General features: G+C 59.8%; 15 protein-coding genes. 8 read left to right on the forward strand and 7 right to left on the reverse strand.

The features are described 5' to 3' along the window. Window positions 1-6: 6 nt before the first annotated feature. Window positions 7-1,641, reverse strand: a complete 1,635-nt coding sequence (locus ACTJK7_RS13710; RefSeq protein WP_064381758.1) for a methyl-accepting chemotaxis protein — start codon at window positions 1,639-1,641, stop codon at window positions 7-9. A 303-nt stretch (window positions 1,642-1,944) separates the two neighbouring features. On the opposite strand from ACTJK7_RS13710, the gene ACTJK7_RS13715 reads away from it, so the two are divergent. Further along, window positions 1,945-2,775, forward strand: a complete 831-nt coding sequence (locus tag ACTJK7_RS13715; RefSeq protein WP_440779746.1) for an undecaprenyl-diphosphate phosphatase — start codon at window positions 1,945-1,947, stop codon at window positions 2,773-2,775. Beyond that, window positions 2,772-3,200: a DUF1294 domain-containing protein gene (locus ACTJK7_RS13720; RefSeq protein WP_039768201.1), complete on the forward strand. Its 429-nt coding sequence runs from the start codon at window positions 2,772-2,774 to the stop codon at window positions 3,198-3,200. The genes ACTJK7_RS13715 and ACTJK7_RS13720 overlap by 4 nt, the downstream gene beginning before the upstream one ends. Here the strand turns inward: ACTJK7_RS13720 and ACTJK7_RS13725 are convergent. Together ACTJK7_RS13725 and ACTJK7_RS13730 are read right to left on the reverse strand one after the other, a co-directional pair. After that, complete coding sequence (locus tag ACTJK7_RS13725) at window positions 3,197-3,556, reverse strand: MmcQ/YjbR family DNA-binding protein (protein WP_064381756.1); 360 nt, start codon at window positions 3,554-3,556, stop codon at window positions 3,197-3,199. The genes ACTJK7_RS13720 and ACTJK7_RS13725 overlap by 4 nt on opposite strands. After that, entirely contained in the window at window positions 3,553-4,461 is a 909-nt protein-coding gene (locus tag ACTJK7_RS13730) for a LysR substrate-binding domain-containing protein (protein ID WP_011334020.1), read from the reverse strand. The genes ACTJK7_RS13725 and ACTJK7_RS13730 overlap by 4 nt, the downstream gene beginning before the upstream one ends. A 127-nt stretch (window positions 4,462-4,588) precedes the next feature. Between ACTJK7_RS13730 and ACTJK7_RS13735 the strand changes: the two genes are divergently transcribed. After that, window positions 4,589-5,200: an FMN-dependent NADH-azoreductase gene (locus ACTJK7_RS13735; RefSeq protein ID WP_108561829.1), complete on the forward strand. Its 612-nt coding sequence runs from the start codon at window positions 4,589-4,591 to the stop codon at window positions 5,198-5,200. Between the two features lie 235 nt (window positions 5,201-5,435). After that, a complete protein-coding gene (locus tag ACTJK7_RS13740; protein WP_440779743.1) occupies window positions 5,436-6,473 on the forward strand; it encodes an alpha/beta hydrolase family protein in 1,038 nt (345 codons plus the stop codon). Between the two features lie 4 nt (window positions 6,474-6,477). Here the strand turns inward: ACTJK7_RS13740 and ACTJK7_RS13745 are convergent, their stop codons facing one another. After that, window positions 6,478-7,665 (reverse strand): MFS transporter, encoded by a 1,188-nt coding sequence (locus ACTJK7_RS13745; protein WP_064381752.1) that lies wholly within the window; start codon window positions 7,663-7,665, stop codon window positions 6,478-6,480. A gap of 193 nt (window positions 7,666-7,858) precedes the next feature. Then, entirely contained in the window at window positions 7,859-9,445 is a 1,587-nt protein-coding gene (locus tag ACTJK7_RS13750) for an ABC-F family ATPase (RefSeq protein WP_108561835.1), read from the reverse strand. A gap of 391 nt (window positions 9,446-9,836) precedes the next feature. Here ACTJK7_RS13750 and lpxO point away from each other — a divergent pair, with 391 nt between their 5' ends. Continuing rightward, complete coding sequence (gene lpxO / locus ACTJK7_RS13755; RefSeq protein ID WP_108563681.1) at window positions 9,837-10,736, forward strand: lipid A hydroxylase LpxO; 900 nt, start codon at window positions 9,837-9,839, stop codon at window positions 10,734-10,736. A 42-nt stretch (window positions 10,737-10,778) separates the two neighbouring features. Here lpxO and ku read toward each other — a convergent pair whose 3' ends face one another. Then, the gene (gene ku / locus ACTJK7_RS13760; RefSeq protein WP_323151059.1) at window positions 10,779-11,639 is read right to left on the reverse strand and encodes a non-homologous end joining protein Ku; all 861 of its coding nucleotides are present in this window, start codon (window positions 11,637-11,639) and stop codon (window positions 10,779-10,781) included. Between the two features lie 191 nt (window positions 11,640-11,830). On the opposite strand from ku, the gene ACTJK7_RS13765 reads away from it, so the two are divergent. Both ACTJK7_RS13765 and ACTJK7_RS13770 read left to right on the forward strand, forming a co-directional pair. Further along, entirely contained in the window at window positions 11,831-12,172 is a 342-nt protein-coding gene (locus ACTJK7_RS13765; protein ID WP_323151058.1) for a hypothetical protein, read from the forward strand. A 50-nt stretch (window positions 12,173-12,222) separates the two neighbouring features. Continuing rightward, a complete protein-coding gene (locus tag ACTJK7_RS13770) occupies window positions 12,223-13,368 on the forward strand; it encodes a PQQ-dependent sugar dehydrogenase (RefSeq protein WP_323151057.1) in 1,146 nt (381 codons plus the stop codon). Here ACTJK7_RS13770 and ACTJK7_RS13775 read toward each other — a convergent pair. Then, the gene (locus ACTJK7_RS13775; protein WP_323151056.1) at window positions 13,361-14,461 is read right to left on the reverse strand and encodes a GNAT family N-acetyltransferase/peptidase C39 family protein; all 1,101 of its coding nucleotides are present in this window, start codon (window positions 14,459-14,461) and stop codon (window positions 13,361-13,363) included. The genes ACTJK7_RS13770 and ACTJK7_RS13775 overlap by 8 nt on opposite strands. 92 nt (window positions 14,462-14,553) lie before the next feature. On the opposite strand from ACTJK7_RS13775, the gene ACTJK7_RS13780 reads away from it, so the two are divergent. Continuing rightward, the gene (locus tag ACTJK7_RS13780; protein ID WP_323151055.1) at window positions 14,554-16,128 is read left to right on the forward strand and encodes a RimK family protein; all 1,575 of its coding nucleotides are present in this window, start codon (window positions 14,554-14,556) and stop codon (window positions 16,126-16,128) included. The last annotated feature ends 6 nt before the right edge of the window (window positions 16,129-16,134 follow it).

The following is a 16,134-nucleotide window of genomic DNA, read 5'->3' on the forward strand; positions in this document are numbered from 1 at the left end:
CAGGGATCAGACTCGGAACTGGCGCAGCAGCCCGTTCAGTTGTTCGCTGAGCTGGCCGAGTTTCACGCTGGCCACGCTCGACTGCTCGGCCGCCAGCGCGGTGCTGTGGGACAGGCCCGCCGCCTGGGTGACGTTCTGGTTGATGTCTTCGACCACGTGCGCCTGTTGCAGCGTTGCGCTGGCAATCGAGGCGTTCAGACCATTGAGGTTGCGCAGGGCCTGGCCGATGGCATTCAGGCTCGCACTGGCCAGGCCGGCCTGTTCGATGGTCAGTTGCGAAGCCTTGCTGCTGTCGCCGATCACCTTCACGGCGGCTTCGGAATGATTTTGCAGGCGTTCGATCATCGTCTGGATTTCCGCCGTGGACTTCTGCGTGCGCTGAGCCAGCAAACGTACTTCGTCAGCAACCACCGCAAAACCGCGACCCTGTTCACCGGCGCGAGCCGCTTCAATCGCGGCGTTCAAGGCGAGCAGGTTGGTCTGCTCGGCAATCGAGCGGATCACCTCCAGCACGCTGCCGATCTGCGTGCTCTCGGTCGCCAGCGTGCGAATCACTTCGACGGCCTGATCGATGGTGCCTGACAACTTGTCGATCTGCTGCAGGCTGCCGTCGATGTTGACCTGGCCTTGCTGGGCCTGAGCCTCGGCGTCACGCATTTCGCTGGCCGCGTGCTCGGCGTTTTTCGCCACGTCCTGCACGCCGTAGGTCACTTCGTTGACCGCGGTGGCCACCAGCTCCATCTGCTGCGACTGCTGCTGGCTGCGTTGCTGGGCCTGCGCCGCATCGTTGCCCAGTTCGCTGGACGACTGGCCCAATGCGCTGGCGGACACCTGCAAGTCACCGATCACCCGGCGCAGCTTGGCGGTGAAGGCATTGAAGTGATGGGCCAGTTGAGTGACTTCGTCCTGGCCGTGGGTATCGAGACTGCGGGTCAGGTCGCTTTCGCCGCTGGCGATGTTGGCCATGGCGTTCACGGTCTCCTGCAACGGACGGACGATGCTGCGGGCAATCAGAATCACCAGTAACGCCATGATCACCGCGATGACCAGACCTACCACCGACGCCTTGATCACCTGGCCCTGGAACTCGGCCTGCACGTCATCGACGTAAACGCCGGAACCGATCACCCAGCCCCAAGGCTCGAACAGTTTCACGTACGACGTCTTGGCCACCGGTTCACTGGCGCCCGGCTTGGGCCAGCGGTAGTTGACCATGCCGGCACCTTTGGCCTTGGCGATGGCGACCATTTCGTTGAACACCGCAAAGCCGTCAGGGTCGCGGATAGCCGAGAGGTTCTGGCCTTCAAGCTTGGGATTGGTCGGGTGCATGACCATCACGGGCGTGAGGTCGTTGATCCAGAAGTAATCGTTCTGGTCATAACGCAGGCCACGGATCGCGGTCAGCGCCTGTTTCTGCGCTACGTCGCGGGTCAGGGTTCCTGCTGCTTCGAGGCTCTGGTAGTAAGTCAGCAAACCGCTGGCGGTCTGCACCACATGCTGGGTTTTCTGGGCCTTGGCATGGTAGAGGTCATCATGGATCTGCTTGAGCATCAACACGCCCAACGTCAACAGCATGACCACGGCCACAATCAAGATGAGCCACAAGCGTCGGCTGATCGACACACTGCGCAAGCTGTTCATAACGCTGTCACTCCGGATTCTTTTTCTTGTAATAAACCACCGCCAGCATCCAATCACGTTTCGGTGACCGGGCATACGCGACCCAAGTCGTAGAACGCGGCAGCGCTATTACGGCTTGTCTGTTAGGATTTCGGCCCCGCGCGTAAAAACCTGAATCCAAATTGTTTTTTCACGGAATTTTGACTGTTTCGTGTGGATCCTGTGCGTGCGGAATCGGTACAGCTTTAACCAGCTACGCTGAACGCAGTGAACGTAAAAAATACTATCGGGGCATGCCTCTGTGCATCGCTCTCTGGGGGATTGATGGATCTTTGGACGGCCTTGCAGGCACTGATTCTAGGAGTTGTAGAGGGGCTGACGGAGTTTTTGCCCATTTCCAGTACCGGACACCAGATCATTGTTGCCGACTTGCTCGATTTCGGAGGCGAGCGGGCCATGGCGTTCAACATCATCATCCAGCTCGGTGCGATTCTCGCGGTGGTCTGGGAATTCCGCCGCAAGATCCTCGACGTGGTCATCGGCTTGCCGACCCAGCCGAGTGCCCGGCGTTTCACCGCCAACCTGCTGATCGCCTTCCTGCCCGCCGTGGTGCTGGGGGTGATCTTCGCCGATCTGATACACCATTACCTGTTCAACCCGATCACCGTGGCCGCCGCGCTGGTGGTGGGCGGGATCGTGATGTTGTGGGCCGAGCAGCGTCAGCATGAAGTGCACGCCGAAACGGTCGATGACATTCGCTGGACGGATGCGCTGAAGATCGGATTCGCCCAATGCCTGGCGATGATCCCCGGCACTTCGCGCTCCGGCTCGACCATCATCGGCGGCCTGTTGTTCGGCCTGTCGCGCAAGACTGCCACCGAGTTTTCGTTTTTCCTGGCGATGCCGACCATGGTTGGTGCGGCGGTGTATTCGGGCTACAAGTATCGCGACCTGTTCGTACCGGCGGACTTCCCGGTATTCGCCATCGGTTTCGTCACCGCGTTCATCTTCGCCATGATCGCGGTGCGCGGCCTGCTCAAGTTCATCGGCAGCCACAGCTACGCGGCGTTTGCCTGGTACCGGATCGTCTTCGGTCTGGTGATTCTGGCAACGTGGCAGTTTGGCTGGGTCGACTGGACGGCCGCTCAGCCATGAGTGACTCGCGCGCACGCCGCCCGGATCGCGGTCCTTCCGGTGGCAATATCCAGCACTTGAAATTGAAGCTGGTGGTGCTGCTGATCGTCTGCGCGCTGCCACTGTTCGGCTCGTTGTCGATGTGGCTGCGCGGGATTTCTCTCGTGCCGCTGACGGCTTACGGGCTGGTCAGCGTGCTGGCGTTTTTTCTGTACTGGGCGGACAAGCGCAAGGCGCGGGCCGACGCCTGGCGCACACCGGAAAACATCCTGCACGCGGTAGAACTGGCGGGAGGCTGGCCGGGTGCGTTGATCGCCCAGCAGGTCTTCCGGCACAAGACGCGCAAGGTGTCTTTTCAGGTGCTGTTCTGGATGATCGTCGCGTTGCACCAGGTGTTCTGGATCGATCAGCTGTTTCTGGGTTCGAACCTGCTGGCGCTGTTCTAGAGCAGCAAACCGACCTGCACGCGCTTGGGCAGCTTGCTCACCACCAGTTGATGGGAGCGCTGCAGCAAGCCTTGCAATTCCTCGGCGCCCAGCGGGTAGGGCGGGTGCATGATGATCCACTGCGCCCGGGCCAGATACGGCGCCGGGTGAATGCCAGGCCGGTCGCAATGACCGAGAAACAGATCCTTGTCGACCTTGAACGCCAGCGAATCACCACGCAATCCCTGCAAGGCGAACATCTTGTTGCCGGCAATCGAAAACACCCGCACGCCACCCCATTTGTAGTCTTCCCGGGCGCCGGGCAGGGCCAGGCAGAACTCTGCGACGTCCTTCTCGCTCATCTTCCCTTGTTTCATAACAGCCGTTCTCCACAGGCATTGAACGATTCGACCAGATGATCGATCCACGCGCGCACCGCCGGCATCACCCCGCGCCGATGCGGATACACCGCTTGCAGCCAGCCGCCGGGCAGTGACCAGTCCGGCAACAATTGCACCAGCGTGCCGTTGTTCAGTTCCGTTTCGCAATACATCATCGGCAACAGGGTGAAACCCTGGCCGGCCAGTACGCACGCCTTGCGCACAATGAAATCGTCGATCCCCAGCCGGGCTTCCAGCGCCAGATCACAACTCTTGCCGTGCTGATCGAGCAGGCGCACATGCACCATGCGATCGGCTTCCAGAGCGCCCAGCACCGGCAGGTTTTTCAAATCCTGCGGATGATTGATTTCCAGACCCTGGACAAAGGAAGGGCTCGCCACCACCACCATTTGCGCCTGACGCAAGCGGCGGGTCACCAGCATCGGTTCTTCATCGCCGTGTTCGCGTACGCGCAGGGCCACGTCGATGCCTTCGGTAATCAGGTCGACCCGGCGATTGATCAAGGTGACTTCCAGTTGCACCTGAGGATATTTGCCAAGGAAATTGCTGATCACCACCGGCAACATTTCATGAGCCAGCCCCGTCGGGCTTGAAACCCGCAAGCGTCCTCGGGGCTCGCTGGACATACTGGCCACCGTCTCGTCGGCCATTTCCGCTTCCAGCAGCATGGCCTGACAGTGACGCAAATAGCGTTCGCCGACCGCCGTCAGCTTCAATTGGCGGGTGGTGCGTTGTAGCAGACGTGCGCCGAGGCGTTCTTCCAGCTCGGCGATGCGCCGCGAAAGGCGTGACTTGGGAATGCCGAGCAATCGGCCGGCTGCGGCGAATCCGCCGGCCTCCACCACTTTGGCGAAATAGTAGAGATCGTTGAGGTCTTGCATGGGGAAATCCGACTGTTCTATCAGTGGGACGAACTATCGCATTGTTGCCGTCTAATCAGCTATTGGTTTCGTCGGTAGGATTGTCTCCATTCCGTCGCCACCGGCGATTCATTCCAGGAGATTCCACATGAAACTGCTGCACATCGATTCGAGCATTCTGGGCGACAACTCCGCTTCCCGTCAGCTGAGCAGTCAAGTCACTAAAGCCTGGCAAGCTGCCGAGCCAAGCGCTGTCGTGACTTACCGCGACCTGGCCGCCGACGCCATCAGCCACTTCTCGTCGACCACTCTGGTTGCCGCCGGCACCGCCGCTGAACTGCGCAACGCCGCACAACAGCACGAAGCCGAACTGAGCGCCACCACCCTGGCCGAATTCGTCGCCGCCGACGCCATCGTCGTCGCTGCCCCGATGTACAACTTCACCGTGCCGACCCAGCTCAAAGCGTGGATCGACCGCATCGCCGTCGCCGGCCAGACCTTCCGTTACACCGAAGCCGGCCCTGAAGGCCTGTGCGGTGGCAAGAAAGTGGTGATCGTGTCCACCGCTGGCGGCATCCACGCCGGTCAGGCTTCGGGCGTGGCCCACGAAGAATATCTGAAACTGGTCTTCGGCTTCCTCGGCATCACCGACATCGAAGTGGTTCGTGCCGAAGGCCTGGCCTATGGCGAAGAAGTACGCAACAACGCCATGAGCGCCGCTCAAGCGAAAATCGACGAGCAGTTGTTCGCCGCCGCGTAAGGCTTGCATAAAGAACAGCTGCTGTTCAGGAAAACCCCAAAAAACTCTGTATTCTGGTTCTGCAAGGGCCAGGTACGGAGTTTTTTGTTTCTGACTGTTACATAATCTGGCCCGGGTTATGCAGTCCGATGATCAACGTCTGAGTGCAACGTCGCGCCGGATCACCGAACCTCGGAATCTCGGACGTCGAACACAACGGATCTTTCGATTGAGTAACAACAGGGTGGGGCATCCCATGATGCGTCTTTGTGCAGCGTTACTGATTTGCCTGCTCGGCAGCCTGAATTCAGTGCACGCTGCGCCCGGGCAGCACCCGCGCTGGAGCGTCGGTTATCACGAGATGACGTTCCTCGACCCGCTCGACCTGCAACCGATGCGCGCCATCGCGTTCTATCCCTCCAGCGACCGCGAACACATGAGCCTGCTCGAAGGCTATTCGGTCGAGGCCGGCGAAGACACCAAAGTCGCCATCGGCCGTTTCCCGATGCTGATGCTGTCCCACGGCAACACCGGCACGCCACTGGCGCTGCACGATTTGGCCACGTCATTGGCACGCAAGGGCTTTGTGGTGGTGGCGGTGATTCACCCCGGCGACAACTCCAGGGATCACAGCCGCCTCGGCACGTTGAGCAATCTTTATGGCCGGCCGATCCAGATTTCCGAAGCGATTACCGCGACGTTGGGCGACCGCATGCTCGCGCCGTACGTGAACGCCGAACAGGTTGGCGTGATCGGCTATTCGGCGGGTGGCGAAACGGCGTTGATTCTGTCCGGCGCGCAGCCGGATCTGGATCGTCTGCGCCGTTATTGCCAGGAACGCCCGGACGACCGCGACGCCTGCAACACGAAGGGCGAGTTGATTGTTGATCGCGACGATCTGCAACCGGTGGCTGATCCGCGCGTGCATGCGTTGCTGCTGATGGCGCCGCTGAGCCTGAAGTTCGGTCGCCATACGCTGGCCGATGTGCATGTGCCGGTGCTGCTCTACAGCGGTGACGGCGACAAACTGGTGGCCTTCGACAAAAACGCCGCCGCTCTGGCGCGCAAACTGCCAACGGCACCGGATTTCAAATTGCTGGCTGGGGCAGGGCACTTCGTGTTCATGGCACCATGCAATGAGGAACAGATTCGTGCGATGCCGGCCCTGTGCACCGATGCCGATGGCGTGGACCGCGAAGACATCCACCGCAACCTGATTTCCGAGGCCGGACGGTTCTTCTCCCATGCCTTGGGCAGGCCGACCCGCGCAGGGATGCAGACGGCGGATCAGTGAGCGCTTACGCCATGGCCCGGCGCTTGAGCAGCAGGGTCAACGCCAGTCCGGTTACGGACAGCATGGCCGCACTGAAGAAAATCCACGAATACCCCAGGTTCAGCGCCACCGCACCCATCAACGGCCCGGCAATCGCCAGCGCCAGATCGAAAAACACCGCATAGGCACTCAACCCGGCCCCGCGACTGGAGTTGGGCACTTGCTTGATCGCCTCGACGCCCAAAGCCGGGTACACCAGCGACAGGCCGAATCCTGCCAGACCGGCACCGATCAAGGCATACGCGGTCGAAGGCGCCAGCCACAGCAGTACCAGGCCGACGGTTTCGATAGTCATGCAGGCAATTGCCGAGGTGAATCCGCCGAAACGGCCGATGGCGGAAATGAACAGCAGCCGCGACAGAATGAAACATACGCCGAACACGGTCAGGCAGTACGCCGCGCCGGTCCAGCCGCGATTGAGGTAATACAGGGTGATGAAGGTGGTCAGCGTGCCGTAGCCAATCGACGCCAGGCTCAGGCTGGCGCCGAACGGTGCAATCCGCCCGAACACCGCCCAGAACGGCAGCCGTTCACCGCGCACCACCGGTACCGACGGTTTGTTACGGATCAGCAGCAAGGCGCCGGCCGCGAGCAGTGACAACACAATGCCCAGGCTCTCGAAACCATAATCGGCGACCATCACCACGCCCAGCGGCGCGCCGATGGCAATCGCACCATAGGAAGCGATGCCGTTCCAGGAAATCGAGCGCGCGGTGTGTTCGGCACCGACCTGGCCCATGCACCAACTGATGGTGCCGACGCCAATCAGGCCTTGGGCGATCCCCAGCAGCAGGCGACCGACAATCAGGATCGACAGGCTCAACAGCGGCAAGCTCTGCAGCAGCGTCGAAATCAGTGTCAGCACACCGCTGAGCACAATCCCCGACAAGCCATACACAATTGCCCGTTTGGTGCCGACGGTGTCCGACATCCGTCCGGCCATCGGCCGGCTGAGCAGGGTGGCCAGGTATTGCGAACCGATCACCAGCCCCGCGATCACGGCACTGAAACCCAGTTGTTCGTGCACGTAGCCGGGCAGCACCGCAATCGGCAGGCCGATGCAGAGGAAGGCTATAAAGGTATAGAAAACGATGGAAACGATCTGCAGGGTGATCGCCATGGAGCTTTGCGGTGGCAGTTGCTGCGCAGACATGAGGACTCGTTCGCGGGCGGCGGTGGGAGAGTCCGCATCATGGCGTGGCGCTGAAATAAAAGAAAGCAGGCTAACTATCGTTTCCACGTCCTTACGCTGATCGTTCCCACGCGGAGCGTGGGAACGATCAGCAATGAGCAAAAAAAAAGCCCTGTCACAAGGACAGGGCTTTCTATTTACCGCTCGATTCGACTCAGAACACTACGCCTTGGCTGCGCAGGTAATCGTCGTAGGTGCCGCTGAAGTCGGTCACGCCGTTCGGGCTCAGCTCGATGATACGCGTGGCCAGGGACGATACGAACTCACGGTCGTGGCTGACGAAGATCAGCGTGCCCGGATAGTTTTCCAGCGCCAGGTTCAGCGCCTCGATCGATTCCATGTCCAGGTGGTTGGTCGGTTCGTCCATCACCAGCACGTTCGGCTTTTGCAGGATCAGCTTGCCGAACAGCATGCGACCTTGCTCACCACCGGAAATCACCTTCACCGACTTGAGGATCTCGTCGTTGGAGAACAGCATGCGACCGAGGGTGCCGCGGATCACTTGCTCGCCCTGAGTCCACTGACCCATCCAGTCGAACAGGCTGACGTCCTCTTCGAAGTCGTGGGCGTGGTCCTGAGCGTAGTAGCCCAGCTCCGCACTTTCGGTCCACTTCACCGAACCTGCGTCCGGGGTCAGTTCGCCCATCAGCGTGCGCAGCAGCGTGGTCTTGCCGATACCGTTCGGGCCGATGATCGCCACGCGCTCGCCGGCTTCGACGGTAAAGCTGAAGTTCTTGAACAGAGTCTTGCCGTCGAAGCCCTTGGACATCTGCTCGATGGTCACGGCCTGGCGGTGCAGCTTCTTGGTCTGTTCGAAACGGATGAACGGGCTCACGCGGCTCGATGGCTTGACCTCGGCCAGCTGGATCTTGTCGATCTGCTTGGCGCGGGAAGTGGCCTGCTTGGCTTTCGAGGCGTTGGCCGAGAAGCGGCTGACGAACGTTTGCAGTTCGGCGATCTGGGCTTTCTTCTTGGCGTTGTCCGACAGCAATTGCTCGCGGGACTGGGTCGCCGCGGTCATGTACTCGTCGTAGTTGCCCGGGAACAGGCGCAGCTCGCCGTAGTCCAGGTCGGCCATGTGGGTGCAGACGCTGTTCAGGAAGTGACGGTCGTGGGAAATGATGATCATGGTGCTGTTACGCGCCGTCAAAATCGTTTCCAGCCAGCGGATGGTGTTGATGTCCAGGTGGTTGGTCGGTTCGTCGAGCAGCAGCACTTCCGGATCGGAGAACAGTGCCTGAGCCAACAGAACACGCAGTTTCCAGCCTGGCGCAACTTCGGTCATCGGACCGAAATGCTGTTCCAGCGGAATGCCCAGACCCAGCAGCAGTTCGCCGGCGCGGGATTCGGCGGTGTAGCCGTCCATCTCGGCGAATTCGGTTTCCAGCTCGGCCACGGCCATGCCGTCTTCTTCGCTCATTTCCGGCAGCGAGTAGATGCGGTCGCGCTCGGCCTTGACCTTCCACAGCTCTTCGTGACCCATGATCACAGTGTCGATCACGGTGAACTCTTCGTAGGCGAACTGATCCTGGCGCAGTTTACCCAGACGTACGTTGGGCTCGAGCATGACCTGGCCGCCGGACGGCTCGAGGTCGCCGCCGAGGATTTTCATGAAGGTCGACTTGCCGCAACCGTTGGCGCCGATCAGGCCGTAGCGGTTGCCGCCGTTGAATTTGACCGAAACGTTTTCAAACAGCGGCTTGGCGCCGAACTGCATGGTGATGTTAGCTGTAGAAATCAAAGGTTTTTCCTGCGAAGCGTGCTGAGTAGCGAGGGTGCAGCCGGAGCGCTTGGCCCGAGTCGAAGTGCGCTGAGGCGGGACTATCCCGTCATCAACCAAGGGGGCGCGTAAAGTTTGGCGGCGATTGTACTGGTCTGGCTCTTTAAACGATAGGGCGCTGACATTCCGATTGCCGTTTGGAGCAATCGCGAGACAGTTTTTCACAGATGAAGGTTCACTATTGGTTACAAACTGTGGCTAAAATGCCATCCATTCACCCAGTGCCTTGTCCGGCATGGGCTCAAGGATGCGCCACCGGGACGTTTATTTTGATTTCAGACCACTGCCACAGACCTTGGGCCACAGCCCGAAAGGCGCGCAGTTTGTTCACTTCTGACGTGTGACGATTTTCGTGAAACTCATCATTGCCGCTGTATATGTCATTTCCATTGCATACGTGCACTTGCGCGGGCGCGTACGACACAAACTCGGTCGTCAACTGAGCGATCACTCTTCGTTTCTGGCACCGATCAACTGCTTCCTTTATCTGTTCTCGAAAAAGCCCAACACGCCGTACCTCGATCCGAAGGACTTTCCCGATCTGAGCCCGTTGCAGGCCCACTGGGAAGAAATTCGCGAGGAAGGCCGCAACCTGCTGCGCGCTGGCGAGATCAAGCGCTCGAATCAGTACGACGACGTCGGTTTCAACTCGTTCTTCAAGACCGGCTGGAAGCGTTTCTACCTGAAGTGGTACGGCGACAGCCACCCGTCGGCGCTGCAACTGTGCCCGCGCACCACTGAGCTGGTGCAGAGCATCGGCTCAATCAAGGCTGCGATGTTTGCCGAGTTGCCACCGGGCTCGAAACTGGTGCGTCACCGCGACCCGTATGCTGGTTCGTACCGCTACCACCTTGGCCTGGAAACGCCGAACGATGCCGGTTGCTACATCAACGTCGATGGCGAGAACTATCACTGGCGTGATGGCGAAGCAGTGATGTTTGACGAGACCTTCATTCATTACGCGGAAAACACTACGGATCAGAACCGGATCATTCTGTTCTGTGACGTTGAGCGTCCGATGAAGTATCGCTGGGCGGCGGCGTTCAATGGCTGGTTCAGCCGTACCGTGATGTCGGCGGCGGGTGCGCCGAACGATGCGGGTGACCGCACCGGTGGCATCAACCGGTTGTTCACCAGGATCTACAAGATTCGCCTGCGCGGCAAAGAGCTGAAAAAACGCAATCGCAAGCTCTACTACATGGAAAAGTGGGCGATCTTCGGCGGTTTGCTGGCGGTCTTCATTTTGATCTGACGAATCGGGCGACTGTTGCAAGACAGTCGCCCGATTGACTTTTTACGAGGCTTGTTTGGTCTTCTTCGCCGGCGCTGCCTTACTGGTGGTCTTCTTCGCCGGTTTCGCCGGGGCTTTCCCGCCGAGGCTGCGCTTGAGCAGTTCGGTCAAGTCGATCACATCAGCCGATTTGCGCTCTTCTTCTCCGGAAACCGTTTCAACGTCTTCGATCTTGCCTTCATGGGCCTTCTTGTCAACGAGTGCCATGATCTTGTTTTCGAACTCGTCCTTATAGTCTTCGGGCGTCCAGTCCGCCGTCATGTCTTCTACCAGCCGTTTGGCCATGTCCAGTTCGCCCTTTGCCAGTTGCGGCTTGGTCACTTCGCTGCCCAGTTCAAGTTCGTCGAGGCTGCGCACCTCCTGCGGCCAGCGCAGCTTCACCAGCACCAGCGCCGACTCCAGAGGCATCAACGCTGCCAGGTATTGGCGGGTGTGTAAAACGACGCGGGCGAGGGCGACTTTCTGGGTTTTGCTCAGGGTCTCACGCAGCAAGGCGTAGACCTTGCCGCCGCGCTTGTCCGGGGCCAGGTAATAAGGCGTGTCGATGTTCTGCAACGGAATCTGGTCACTGTCGACGAAGGCGAAAATGTCGATGGTCTGGGTCGAAACCGGGTGCGCCGAACGGATTTCTTCCTCGCTGAGCACCACATAGCGGCCCTTTTCGAACTGCACGCCTTTAACGATGTGCTCTTTGGTGACTTCCTTGCCAGTAACCTTGTTGACTCGTTTATAGCCGACCGGGTCCATGCTGCGGCTGTCGAGCCAGTCAAAGTCGACGCCCTGGGATGACGTCGCCGAGACCAGTGCCACGGGGATGTGCACCAGACCGAAACTGATTGCGCCTTTCCAGATTGCCCGAGCCATGTGCCGTCCTCCGAGTGATGTTCGGGTGACCCGTGGTCCGGCGTAAAAGTTTCCGTTGTTTGTGGGGCGGCGGTAAACGGCAGGTCAAGCCGTGTTACATCTTGTTTAGCGGTGACGGGTTAACAAATCCGAACCCACGGCGTAGCGTGGACTCGAAGGCTCTAGTCCCTGCGCACCGAAAGAGGCCGTTCATGAACCGTTTCCTGCTTGGCATTGCGTTGCTCGCCCTCAGTGGCGGGCTGGTTCACGCCGATGGCGCAATAACCCGTTCATCGCTGTTGCTGGCACAAAGTCCGACCGGCAACAGCAACAATCCCTACAACAGCCCGATCCGCCGGGCGAACCCCAACAGCATGCAGGGCACCCAGCCCGGCACTCCGCCCGTTCGCGGGCCGAACACCGTTCCCGTGCCGCGTCCGCCGACCCTGGAAAATCGCGGCATCGGCAATGGCCAGCCGCTGCGCTCGGTCCCGAGCAAGCCACCGACCTTCATTCTCAATCCTCCAGCCCGTGACAGCGGGAGCAACCGTTGAATGGCAGAACCGTTTCTGTCAGCCCTTCACACGAACAAAAGGAATCGTGCATGTTGCGTAAAACCCTTCTGGCCGGCCTGTGTGCCAGTGCACTGATCGCCGCCCCGGCGTTCGCTGCCGCTCCCAAAGAGCTGCAAAGCGAACAGGGCACCCTCGAAGTCACGACGATTACCCAAGGCCTTGAACACCCATGGGCCTTGGCTTTCCTGCCGGATCGCCAGGGCATGCTGGTGACCGAACGCCCCGGCAACCTGCGTGTGGTAGACGCTGACGGCAAACTGTCCGCGCCGATCACCGGTGTGCCGGATGTCTGGGCCAAGGGGCAGGGCGGATTGCTCGACGTGGTGCTGTCACCGGACTTCAAACAGGATCGCCTTGTATACCTGTCTTACGCCGAAGGCGGCGGTGCGGGTGACAAGGCAGGAACGGCGGTGGGGCGCGGGCGCCTGTCGGATGACCTGAAAACCTTGAAGGACTTCCAGGTGATTTTCCGCCAGGAGCCAAAACTGTCGGTCGGCAACCACTTCGGTTCGCGACTGGTGTTCGATCGGGACGGTTATCTGTTCATCACTTTGGGCGAAAACAACGACCGCCCGACCGCACAGGATCTGGACAAGCTGCAAGGCAAGGTCGTGCGGATCTACCCCGACGGCAAGGTGCCCGATGACAATCCCTTTGTCGGTCAGTCCGGCGTACGCCCGGAAATCTGGTCCTACGGCCACCGCAATCCCCAGGGCGCCGCGCTCAATCCGTGGACCGGCACCTTGTGGGAAAACGAACACGGCCCGCGCGGCGGCGATGAGGTGAACATCATCGAGCGCGGCAAGAACTACGGCTGGCCGTTGGCGACCCACGGCATCAACTACTCCATGCAACCGATCCCGGAAGCCAAGGGCAAGACCGCCGAAGGCACGGTCGGGCCGCACCATGTCTGGGAAAAATCCCCGGGCGTCACCGGTATGGCTTTTTACGATGCCGATCGATTCAAGCCGTGGCAGCACAATCTGTTCATCGGTGCGCTGGTGACGCAGGAGCTGATCCGCTTGCAGTTCGACGGCGACAAGGTGGTGCATGAAGAACGCTTGCTGGGCGAACTGAAACAGCGGATCCGTGATGTACGTCAGGGGCCGGACGGTTACCTGTATGTGCTGACGGATGAGTCCAACGGTTCGCTGTACAAGGTCGGACTCAAGTAGTCCGGGCGTAGAGCACCACCGCCGCCCGCAATTTGCCACGACCGAAGCGGCACATTTTCTCGAACTCCCCATGGCTGACCGGCACGTGCTGGCAGTCCATGGGCTGGCGATGCTGGCTGTGGTCGACATCCGGGTCGTGCAGGTAGACGAAGTCTTCGTCGCAATCGGTAACGATCACCCAGTGCGGCGACTTCGAGCGGGTCAGGCGATAGCTGCTGATCAGCACCAGAGGCTGGCCACCGTTGGCCAGCAGTGCGGGTACGTCCATCGTTACGCCAATGGATTGATCGACATCGGTGTCATTCAGTTGCGCCATGAACTCGTCATGCACCAGGCGCATGACGTCTTTTTTATGCGCATCGCGCACGCCGTCGAGAAACAGCGGCCCGCTCATGCTCAGTTGCAAACGCACTCTGAAACCCCGGCGCCACGCCGCCAATGCCAGGCCTTGCGGGCTGCAACCGCCATGGCCAGCTGTCATGAACACCGTGGTTGCCTCGCGCCACAACTGCAACTCTTCGCGCCGCTCCAATAAGCGATCGGCCTGCAATGCTCCCATGGCCATCAGCAGGCAGGCCGGGCCGCAGGTGAAATCGGTGGTTTGTCGGTAATAGGGGACCTTGATGTTGCGTGAGTCGCGGTGCTGGAGAATGCGTTTCTCCAGACGCAACGCGTCGGCGTGATCCTCGTAGTAGTCATGGATCAGCGCAAAGCGCCGGTAGCCGTTGCGCTCGTACAGGGCGATGGCGGTGGGGTTATCGGTGCGCACTTCCAGCCGCAGATAGGCGCAGTCGTGCTCGAGCGCGCAGGCCTCGATCCGTTGCAGCAATTGTTTTCCCAGACCGCCGCCGCGTGCCTCGGGGGCAATCGCAATGGAGTACAAGCGGGCCAGCGAGGTGCCGCGATGAAACAGCACCAGCGCATAACCGGCCAGTTGACCCTCGCGCTCGGCCACCCATAATTGCCCGTGGGCCCGGGTGATCATCCATTGGAAACTGCGGCGGGTGAGCCGGTCCGTGGTGAAACAGTGCATCTCCAGCGTCAGCAACGCTGGCAAATCATCAACGACCGCCAGGCGAAAAACAGCATTCATATGACCACCGTAAAAGTTGCGTAACGAAACGGGACTTTCGAAAAACTTCGTGCTTAATAGAAAAGGTCTTGTTCTCCAACGGATCAATTTCTATGTCAGCGGTACAGGGTCATTGGCGCGAAGTATCCAGTCAAAGTTTGCCACCGGCAACTTATTTAAAACCGCAGATCAGAACGTCCAGTCAAGTGTTGATCATCGTCGAACGCAAGGAAGACTGGGCCTCGTACTTTCCCAGCGAAGACATCCTGACGGCCCAGGAATACCTCGAACAACCACCCGATAACGAACCGGGAAAACGAGTGCAGGTGATCAATCTGTGCCGCAGCTACAAGTACCTGGGCCACGGCTACTACTGCTCGCTGTTGGCGGAAGCCAGGGGCCATAAGGTGATTCCGTCGGTGCGGACCATCAGCGAACTGACCCGAAAATCCCTTTACGGCCTGGCGCTGGACGACCTGGATAAAACTCTGGAAAAAGCCCTCAGCCATCACCTCTACAGCGACACCGAAGGTTTTACGCTGACACTTTATTTCGGCAGAACCCATATCGAGCCGTTGCAGGATCTGGCCCGGCAATTATTTGAAGTATTTCCATGTCCGATTCTGTTAGTTGAGTTCCGTCGAACTAACGGTTGGCACATCGAAGGCATAAAGTCCGGGGCCTTGCACAAGTTACGCGACGATCAGGAAGATCAGTTTGCCAATGCGCTGGACGACTTCAGTCGCAAGATCTGGCGTGTACCGCGCTCGCCGCAAGTAGCGCGATATGACCTGGCGATCCTGCATGATCCGCAGGAAGCCTTGCCACCGTCCAATGCCCGCGCACTGGAAAACTTCGTGCGGGTCGGCAAAGGCATGGGCATTGATGTCGAGCTGATCGAACGCAAGGATTACGCAAGGCTTGCCGAGTACGACGGCTTGCTGATCCGCGAGACCACCAGCGTTGACAACCACACTTACCGCTTCGCCAAGAAGGCCGAAAGCGAAGGGCTGGTGGTGATGGACGACCCGACGTCGATCCTGCGCTGCACCAACAAGGTCTACCTCACCGACCTGCTCAACAGCCATCAACTGGGCATGCCGGCCACGGAAATTCTCTACAAGGAGCGACCCGAAGACTTCGAGCGGGTCGGCGAACGCCTCGGTTTTCCGCTGGTGCTGAAGATCCCGGATGGCTGTTTCTCCCGTGGCGTGATCAAGGTCGAGAGCCAGCAGGCCTTGCTGGAAGCCACCGCCGAACTGTTCGAGCATTCGGTGCTGTTGCTGGCCCAGGAATTCTTCTACACCGAGTACGACTGGCGCATCGGCGTGCTCAACCGCAAACCGATCTTTGCCTGCCAGTACTTCATGTCCAAAGGCCACTGGCAGATCTACAACCACAAGGCCAAGGGCCAGGATGTCAACGGCGAATGCCGCACGCTGGCGATCCACGAGGCGCCGCGCTCGGTGGTGGAACTGGCGGTGAAGACCGCCAACCTGATCGGCGATGGCTTGTATGGCGTCGATTTGAAACAGGCCGGCGACAAAGTGGTGGTGATCGAGGTCAACGACAACCCGAACCTCGACGCCGGCATCGAAGACGCCTACCTGCAGGACGACCTGTATTCGCTTGTACTGGAAGAGTTCGTGCGGCGTCTTGAGCTGAAACGCCGCGGTCAGGCCTGGTGACCGGCC

Source organism: Pseudomonas sp. 22085, from assembly GCF_052045815.1.
GTDB classification, from domain to species: domain Bacteria; phylum Pseudomonadota; class Gammaproteobacteria; order Pseudomonadales; family Pseudomonadaceae; genus Aquipseudomonas; species Aquipseudomonas glycinae.

Bases quoted from the DNA above. Each gene is read 5' to 3' on its own strand.
- ACTJK7_RS13765 (WP_323151058.1), top strand. From the start codon at position 11,831: ATGAACCGTTTCCTGCTTGGCATTGCGTTGCTCGCCCTCAGTGGCGGG.
- ACTJK7_RS13775 (WP_323151056.1), bottom strand. From the start codon at position 14,461: ATGAATGCTGTTTTTCGCCTGGCGGTCGTTGATGATTTGCCAGCGTTG.
- ku (WP_323151059.1), bottom strand. From the start codon at position 11,639: ATGGCTCGGGCAATCTGGAAAGGCGCAATCAGTTTCGGTCTGGTGCAC.
- ACTJK7_RS13740 (WP_440779743.1), top strand. From the start codon at position 5,436: ATGATGCGTCTTTGTGCAGCGTTACTGATTTGCCTGCTCGGCAGCCTG.
- ACTJK7_RS13710 (WP_064381758.1), bottom strand. From the start codon at position 1,641: ATGAACAGCTTGCGCAGTGTGTCGATCAGCCGACGCTTGTGGCTCATC.
- ACTJK7_RS13725 (WP_064381756.1), bottom strand. From the start codon at position 3,556: ATGAAACAAGGGAAGATGAGCGAGAAGGACGTCGCAGAGTTCTGCCTG.
- ACTJK7_RS13715 (WP_440779746.1), top strand. From the start codon at position 1,945: ATGGATCTTTGGACGGCCTTGCAGGCACTGATTCTAGGAGTTGTAGAG.
- ACTJK7_RS13745 (WP_064381752.1), bottom strand. From the start codon at position 7,665: ATGTCTGCGCAGCAACTGCCACCGCAAAGCTCCATGGCGATCACCCTG.
- ACTJK7_RS13770 (WP_323151057.1), top strand. From the start codon at position 12,223: ATGTTGCGTAAAACCCTTCTGGCCGGCCTGTGTGCCAGTGCACTGATC.
- ACTJK7_RS13735 (WP_108561829.1), top strand. From the start codon at position 4,589: ATGAAACTGCTGCACATCGATTCGAGCATTCTGGGCGACAACTCCGCT.
- ACTJK7_RS13730 (WP_011334020.1), bottom strand. From the start codon at position 4,461: ATGCAAGACCTCAACGATCTCTACTATTTCGCCAAAGTGGTGGAGGCC.
- ACTJK7_RS13780 (WP_323151055.1), top strand. From the start codon at position 14,554: ATGTCAGCGGTACAGGGTCATTGGCGCGAAGTATCCAGTCAAAGTTTG.
- ACTJK7_RS13720 (WP_039768201.1), top strand. From the start codon at position 2,772: ATGAGTGACTCGCGCGCACGCCGCCCGGATCGCGGTCCTTCCGGTGGC.